Source organism: Aneurinibacillus thermoaerophilus (assembly GCF_900099925.1).
In the GTDB taxonomy this organism is placed as follows: Bacteria; Bacillota; Bacilli; order Aneurinibacillales; family Aneurinibacillaceae; genus Aneurinibacillus; species Aneurinibacillus thermoaerophilus.
On the sequence record NZ_FNDE01000008.1, the window covers coordinates 102,394 to 109,551 of the forward strand.

General features: G+C 41.4%; 7 protein-coding genes and 1 pseudogene. 6 read left to right on the forward strand and 2 right to left on the reverse strand.

Annotation, left to right across the window (positions count from 1 at the left end; translation table 11 throughout):
• Positions 1–3: 3 nt before the first annotated feature.
• From BLR88_RS06535 to BLR88_RS20345, 5 genes are all read left to right on the forward strand, one after another.
• Positions 4–1,371 carry a (Fe-S)-binding protein gene (locus tag BLR88_RS06535; RefSeq protein ID WP_409359885.1) on the forward strand — a complete coding sequence of 456 codons (1,368 nt, stop codon included), beginning with the start codon at positions 4–6 and terminating at the stop codon, positions 1,369–1,371.
• A 3-nt stretch (positions 1,372–1,374) separates the two neighbouring features.
• Positions 1,375–2,787, forward strand: a complete 1,413-nt coding sequence (locus BLR88_RS06540) for an FAD-linked oxidase C-terminal domain-containing protein (protein ID WP_091260240.1) — start codon at positions 1,375–1,377, stop codon at positions 2,785–2,787.
• 423 nt (positions 2,788–3,210) lie between these two features.
• On the forward strand, positions 3,211–3,702 hold the full coding sequence (locus BLR88_RS06545) for a DUF456 domain-containing protein (RefSeq protein WP_091260241.1): 492 nt from the start codon (positions 3,211–3,213) through the stop codon (positions 3,700–3,702).
• Between the two features lie 342 nt (positions 3,703–4,044).
• Positions 4,045–5,001, forward strand: coding sequence for an MFS transporter (locus BLR88_RS06550; RefSeq protein ID WP_091260242.1), 957 nt, complete (start codon positions 4,045–4,047; stop codon positions 4,999–5,001).
• A gap of 111 nt (positions 5,002–5,112) precedes the next feature.
• Positions 5,113–5,238, forward strand: a complete 126-nt coding sequence (locus BLR88_RS20345; protein WP_302846660.1) for a hypothetical protein — start codon at positions 5,113–5,115, stop codon at positions 5,236–5,238.
• A 607-nt stretch (positions 5,239–5,845) separates the two neighbouring features.
• Here the strand turns inward: BLR88_RS20345 and BLR88_RS06555 are convergent.
• Positions 5,846–6,092 (reverse strand): annotated as a pseudogene (locus tag BLR88_RS06555) (transposase); the annotation flags it as partial.
• Between the two features lie 344 nt (positions 6,093–6,436).
• On the opposite strand from BLR88_RS06555, the gene BLR88_RS06560 reads away from it, so the two are divergent.
• Entirely contained in the window at positions 6,437–6,859 is a 423-nt protein-coding gene (locus tag BLR88_RS06560) for a hypothetical protein (protein ID WP_091260243.1), read from the forward strand.
• Positions 6,860–6,901: 42 nt separating this feature from the next.
• On the opposite strand, the gene BLR88_RS06565 is transcribed toward BLR88_RS06560, so the two are convergent.
• The coding region (locus BLR88_RS06565; RefSeq protein WP_091261086.1) for an ATP-binding protein at positions 6,902–7,158 on the reverse strand (257 nt) is incomplete at its 5' end.

Here is a 7,158-nt window from a genome sequence, read left to right on the forward strand (position 1 = left end):
ACAATGAGCCAAATGCCCACAGATTCAGCCGAACACGAAAAACGGGAGCCGGTCTGTGTTTCTTCCGGCAATTACCTTTGGCCCGATCCGCCGAGCGAGGACAAGTATTCAGCTTGTGTGCACTGTGGTATGTGCCTTGAGGCGTGTCCGACGTATGATGAACTGGGACAAGAACACCAATCCCCGCGCGGGCGTGTCTATCTAATAAAAGCCGTGGCGGAAGGAAAGATGGATGTCAACGAAGCGTTTGCCGATCCTATATTCACTTGTCTGGATTGCCGCGCATGTGAGACGGCTTGTCCGTCCGGCGTGCAGGTGGGGACGTTAATTGAAGAAGCGCGAGGGCAGGTGCGCCAGGCCATGTCTTTGACCGGATGGAAGAAAGCAGTAAATGATTTGTTTCTGAAAAAGGTATTTCCTTATCCGGCACGGCTGCATACGCTCGGGAGTTTATTTGCCTTCTATCAGAAAAGCGGGCTGCAGAAACTGGTGCGAAAAACCGGTTTGCTCCATTTGCTTCCGTCCTATTTGCGTGATATGGAGGCAGTCATGCCGAGCGTTGCCAAACCTATCATGAAGACGCATCCGCGCATCATACCAGCGGAAGGTCCCGTTAGGAAGCGTGTCGCCTTCTTTACCGGTTGCGTGATGGACGCTATATTTGGAGAGGTTAACGAAGCTACGATTCGTGTGCTAACGAAGAACGGGTACGAAGTTGTGATTCCGGAAGACCAGCGCTGTTGCGGTGCCCTGCACGTTCACGCAGGAGAACGCGAAGAAGGGAAAAAACTTGCCAGGCGAAATATCGATGCATTTCTCGCTTTCGACATCGACCGGATTGTAGTAAATGCGGCCGGTTGCGGTTGTGCGCTCAAAGAGTATCCAGAACTGCTGCACCATGATGAGCGATACAGGGAAAAAGCGGAAACGTTTGCCGGAAAAGTGGAGGACGTAGCAAAATTTCTCTACGATAATGGGTACAGGAAGCCACGCGCGAAACTGAACGTTAGCGTCACGTATCATGATGCCTGTCATCTGGCGCACGGGCAGGGCATTCGCCTTGAACCGCGCCAAATCCTCAAAAATATTCCTGGCGTAACGATGGTAGAATTTCCTGACGCTGATCGCTGTTGCGGAAGCGCAGGCATTTACAATCTGACCCATCCGGAAATGGCGGGCAGGATTTTGGATAAAAAAATGGAAAATGTGCCGCGCGAAGTGGAATTGATTTCTATGGGGAATCCCGGCTGTATGCTGCAAGTTGCCATAGGCATACAAAAGCATGGACGAAATCAGAAGGCGGTGCACACAATCCAGCTGTTGGATTGGGCATACCAAGAAGAACAGAGGCAAACCGCAAAGGAGGGATAGGTGATGCCAGATCGGATCGTTCAGGAATTGACAGCTATCGTCGGGCCTGATGCCATTTTGTATAAAAAAGAAGATTTGCTTGCCTATGAGTGCGACGGGTATACGATTCACAAAGGGCTCTCTAGAGCCGTTGTTTTTCCGTCCACAACGGAAGAAGTGGCTGCGGTGGTCAAATATTTACACAACAAAAAAATTCCATTCATCCCGCGTGGAGCAGGTACAGGATTGAGCGGAGGTGCCACTCCGCTGGGCGGCGAAGTCATAATCAGTTTGGTACGCATGAAGAAATTGCTGCATGTTGATCTTGAGAACCGCTTGGCGGTCGTGCAGCCGGGATTCGTGAATCTGAAGCTTACGCATTCAATTTCTCATAAAGGATATTACTATGCGCCCGATCCTTCCAGTCAATACGCCTGTACGATCGGGGGAAACGTCGCCGAAAACGCCGGGGGTGCTCATTGTCTGAAATACGGCGTAACGACCAACCATGTGCTTGGCCTTGAAGTTGTGCTTTCTGACGGCAAAGTTGTTGAAATCGGAGGTGTCCCCGACGCGCCGGGCTATGATTTGGTCGGACTCTTGACAGGTTCCGAGGGCACACTAGGAATCGTAACGAAAATTATTGTCCGCATTCTGAAAAATCCCGAAGCCAAGCGAACGGTACTTGCATACTTCGATACGGTAGAGGCGGCAAGCTATACGGTGTCTGATATCATTGCTGCTGGCATCGTTCCCGCCGCGCTGGAAATGATGGATACAGTAGCCATCCAGGGAGTGGAAGCCGGAACATATCCGGTCGGGCATCCGCCGGGGATTAAGGCGCTTCTTCTGGCTGAAGTGGACGGCATCGCAGCCGGAATTGACGAGCAAGTTGAACGAATTGTCGGCATATGTGAGAAAAGGGGTGTCGTTGATGTAAAAGTGGCGCGAGATGAAAAAGAGCGCATGAGATGGTGGGCCAACCGGAAAACGGCGTTTGCAGCTATGGGCAGCATTTCGCCTGACTATTTGGTACAGGACGGCGTTATTCCACGAAGCCGTCTGCCGGAAGTGCTTGCGGAAATTCAAACCATCAGCGAACGTTCCGGCTTGCGTATCGCTAACGTATTCCACGCCGGGGATGGGAATCTTCATCCGCTTATTCTGTTTGACGCGCGGAAGCCGGGCGAGGCCGAATTGGCTGTTCGAGTAGGCTCGGAAGTACTAAAGGTATGCGCGGATGTCGGCGGAACGATTACAGGAGAACACGGGGTCGGTATTGAGAAGAAAGAAGAAATGCGATACGTATTCAGCGAGGAAGAGATTGAAGCACAAATTCAAATCAGAGAAGTTTTCAATCCGGAGAATTTGCTAAATCCAGACAAATTGTTTCCGACTCCGGGTCGTTGTGCGGAGGTAAAGAAGGGGAGGCAGTAAGGCGGACGCCGCTTTTGATACCTAAGATACAGATAGAATGCCCTCTTTGATAGATAACATAAGGAAAGACAACACAAGTGAAAAACGGAGCGGTGAGCCACTAGATGGGCCACTATTTGTTTCCACGCCTAATCCCTTAGAAGTAAGAATCTTCTCGACTGATATGATAAAATACATCTGGGATTAGGCGTTTCTGAATGGCTAATTATGAAATGATATTCAAAGATGATAAAGAATGTTTTTCTATCTTAAAGTTTTGTTAATTAACAGTTAGTTATATAAGACGATATACGAAAAGAATATAAATACTGCGTACAAAAAATACATACAAAAAACCAAAAAACAAAGCTCAAAAAACTGCTTCCTCTGTGGTTTAATACACGTATAAAAATAAAGGAAAAATAGAAAACAAGGAGGAACCAAATGGAACTTGCACTTTGGTTTATTATTGGTGCGTTATTTTTGTTAAGCCTTGTAGGGGTCGTCATTCCTGTCATCCCTGACGCGCTTTTAATATGGCTTGCTTTCCTTATTTACCAGTTTGGCATTGATAACGCGACGCTCGGATGGACATTTTGGGTGCCGATGACCATTCTTACTTTGTTTATTATTGGCGCGGATATGCTTTCCAATATTTACTTTGTTAAAAAATACGGCGGAGATAAATGGTCAATGATGGCTGCGGTAGCCGGGATTTTACTTGGGCCGTTTGTGCTTGGCTTGTTTCTTGGTCCGCTTTCCATCGTAGTTGGGCCGTTCGTGGCTGTGTTCTTGGTTCAACTTGTACGCGGCGGTGGAGCAGAGAAGTCATTTCGCATCGCACTTGGAACATTACTGGGATTTCTTAGCAGCACGATAGCCAAAATCATTATTCAGCTCATTATGATGATCTGGTTCTTCATCGTTGTTCTGTAAATGTAAAAAATAATAAATAAAGCAAGATAGAACATGACTGAGACACGTGTCAAAACAGGCTACAGACTGGATTTTACTTCCACATCCAATCTGTAGCCTTATTTTTCAGGCGTATCATCAACGTTTTGTATTCGTTCTTATAGCGCTTAATTAGAACATGAAAGAGGGATAAAAAGTGATAAAAAACTTTTCATTTTACTTACTTCTAATAGGTCAGTTTATGGCTAATTTAGGAGACGCTTTATATACAATCACTGTTGTCACCTTAATTTATAAGCTAACTGGATCTGCAACTTTAGCTACAATGATTCCTATTATTCAAACTTTTTTCTGGTATTTTTAATGATGGCAACAAACTATTTAGGGGGAATATTGATTTTAGTCTTTGTAATTTCATTTATGGACGGTTGGACCAGACCTTGTAGAAATTCCTTAGTCCCTCGTTTAGTTTCCTCAAATCAAATAGTAAAAGCAAATAGTTTATTATCAAGTATTAATCAAATAGTTCAGATATTAGGTTGGTCTTTAGGAGGGATACTAATCGTTTATATTGGAGAGATCTATGTTTTATTGATTACAATTTGTTTGCTTGCTTTATCCACAATATCGTTGTTTTTTATTAAGGATCCAACAAATGATACAACAGTAAACCAAGACGCGGAATCTAAATGGAAGCGTTTCAGCTTTGGATGGATAAATATTTGGAATAACAAAATTTTGCGAGTTGCAACATTAATGGATCTTTTTGAAACATTCGCAGGGAGTATTTGGATTGGAGCTATTATTCTAGTTTTTGTAAAGAAAGTACTTTATAAAGGTGAAGAATGGTGGGGGTTTATTAATGCAAGCAATATAACCGGAATGTTGATTGGAAGTGTAGTTGCGTGGTTTTTAGCTAGATGGATTAATAAAAAACTCATCGTTAGTCTGTTTTTATCTTCTTTATCAGTCTGTATCCTTACTTTTATATTTGCGCTAAATAACAATCCATGGATATCACTTGGTATCGTATTGTTAATGGGAATACCATATCAATTAAGAGACATCTCTCAACAAACTATATTTCAAAAAAACGTAGAATATTCTATCCTGCCAATCGTTTTTTCTGCCCATGGGATTCTTATATACATGGTATTTGGTTTATCGGTACTAATCATGGGATTATTATCTGATCTATTTGGGGTTAAAACAGTGTATTTAACAGCTGGCACCCTTTACGGAATATCCGCACTTCTAACGGCGTTAGTAAAATCAAAAGTTAATATTGAAGATAACATAAAAATCAAAAGTACTTTGTAGAATTTTATTATGTTCTTCTCCTTATTTTATAATCTATTTATTACAAAATATTATATAATATGGTATTATGGATGATTCGTTTACAAATATATCAAATAGGAGGGAAAGTTTATGAAAAAAAATGTACTAAGAGTTTTATCCTCTGCCGTATTAATCACTGCTTTGTTTACACCTTCTGCATTTGCAGAAGAACCAAGTAGTCCATCGGAAAAATCTCCTATGACAACAATTGAATAATTGGACAAATAATTCAATCCCGAAACTGCGACAGATAGTGCCCCTTTTGCTGCCGCCGCTGAAGTCAATGAAAAAGTCTCACCTGTACTAAATGAAAATGTTATCAGTATCTTAGAGAAAAACAATATTGACTTTCAAAGTTAAATGAAACATCACCTGAATTTATAACTGAGGTTAATAAGTTGCTTAGCTCACAGTCACAAATCAACCTTTCTGAGATGAAATGAGATGATTAAATTTTGGGATACTTTATTACTTTCATACTTAACTTTATAGTAGCTTACTTTATCTACGATGAACCCAGCTATGTTAAACCTTTAATGCATTCTGTTTTTATACTGACTTTGGTTGTTATAATGGATTTAATTAAGAAAAACAAAAAGAAAAGAAAAAATTAATCAAGTTAATGAACAAATGGTACCGTCAAGAATTTTGTGTAAGTAAGCAGGGTATCCACCGGAGGTGGATAGAAAATCGGAATCAACTCCCTCCTTAGTGACTCAGAAAAAAATACAGAAGGTTCAGTCAAGGGCAAGCTAAAAAGCGAGGGCCTGCCGAACCCTCGACGGGTTCTTCTATTTTTTACCATACAAACAGGAAGTTGATTCTACTCTCCATATTTTTGTTTAAATTTGTCTTGCAATGCCATATAAGCAGACGCAAATTTCTTTAGCTTGCGGGTAGACCAACGTTCTTGTAAGTCTTGCAGCGTAAGGTACACAATTTTCTCTGCCGCTTTGAGATTCGATAAGCTGTTCATGGGCTTTTAGGCGTTTACGAATTTCTTTGTTTGTACGTTCAATCCAGTTGGTTGTATAAATGACACCTCGGATCGAAGAAGGATAAGACAAAAAGACTCTAAATATTGGTGAATAACCTTACACAAAACACAAAATAATTACGTCATCTATATTATGGAAAAGAAGCAAGAGTATATAATAATTCCAGCATATAAATTATCGGTTTCACACTGGGTCTTTGCCCGTATTTCTGAGGTTGGGGAGTTCCGTATCGTGGCCCTTCACAAATCAAATGTAGTGCAGGATGTAATTTATAATAATTGAAAGGAGAGGGTTGTAGCCTCTCCTTTTTTCTTAGGGACAATAGCCAACTAAAATATATAATTTATGTTTAATTGATATTTAAGGTTGTTTTAATTCCTATATATCCCTTTTTTATAAAAAAAGGGGGGATATCATTGAATAAACCATATTCTTATGGGAAATTAAAAGGTGGGTTAGAAAGGAGCGTAGTGAATTTTATTCAACAATATAAAAGAGGATTATCTAATCGTGTTGTGAAAAGCTTTTTATATAATCAGGAACATTTTCATTTGTTTTTAAAAGCAATTTGTTTTCCTACAGCAGATAATATCGAAGAATTAAATCAAGCCTTCCGAAGACATTATATTGTTATCCGCTTAACTCACTATCTGTCTAAACTTCTAAGTCACACCTCACGAGATTATTACCACAAGCACAAAAAAAGACAGTATCATTGTCTACTTATTTTCGATCAGCCGATTAACAAGGGAGATTCCGTTGAAACCATTGGCAATCTTATAGATATAAATGAAAGTGATACTGCGGAAAAAGTAATTAATTGTCAAGGCCGGCTATAACTTCCCCAAAATCGCCGTTTTAAAATTCCCCAGAAGGGCTCCTCACGAACCCTTCTGTTTTCGTGATGCAGCCTTCTTTTCCCGTAATCTGTAGCTTTCACCTTTCATGTTAAAGATACGAGAATGATGCAGAAGTCGATCCAACATCGCTGTCGCAATAACTGGATCTCCCAATACTTCTCCCCATTCACCAAATGACTTGTTGGAGGTCATGATGATAGAACCACGTTCATAGCGGCGAGAGATGACTTGAAAAAGATAGTGGGCACTTCCGTGCTCTAGATGCATATAACCCATCT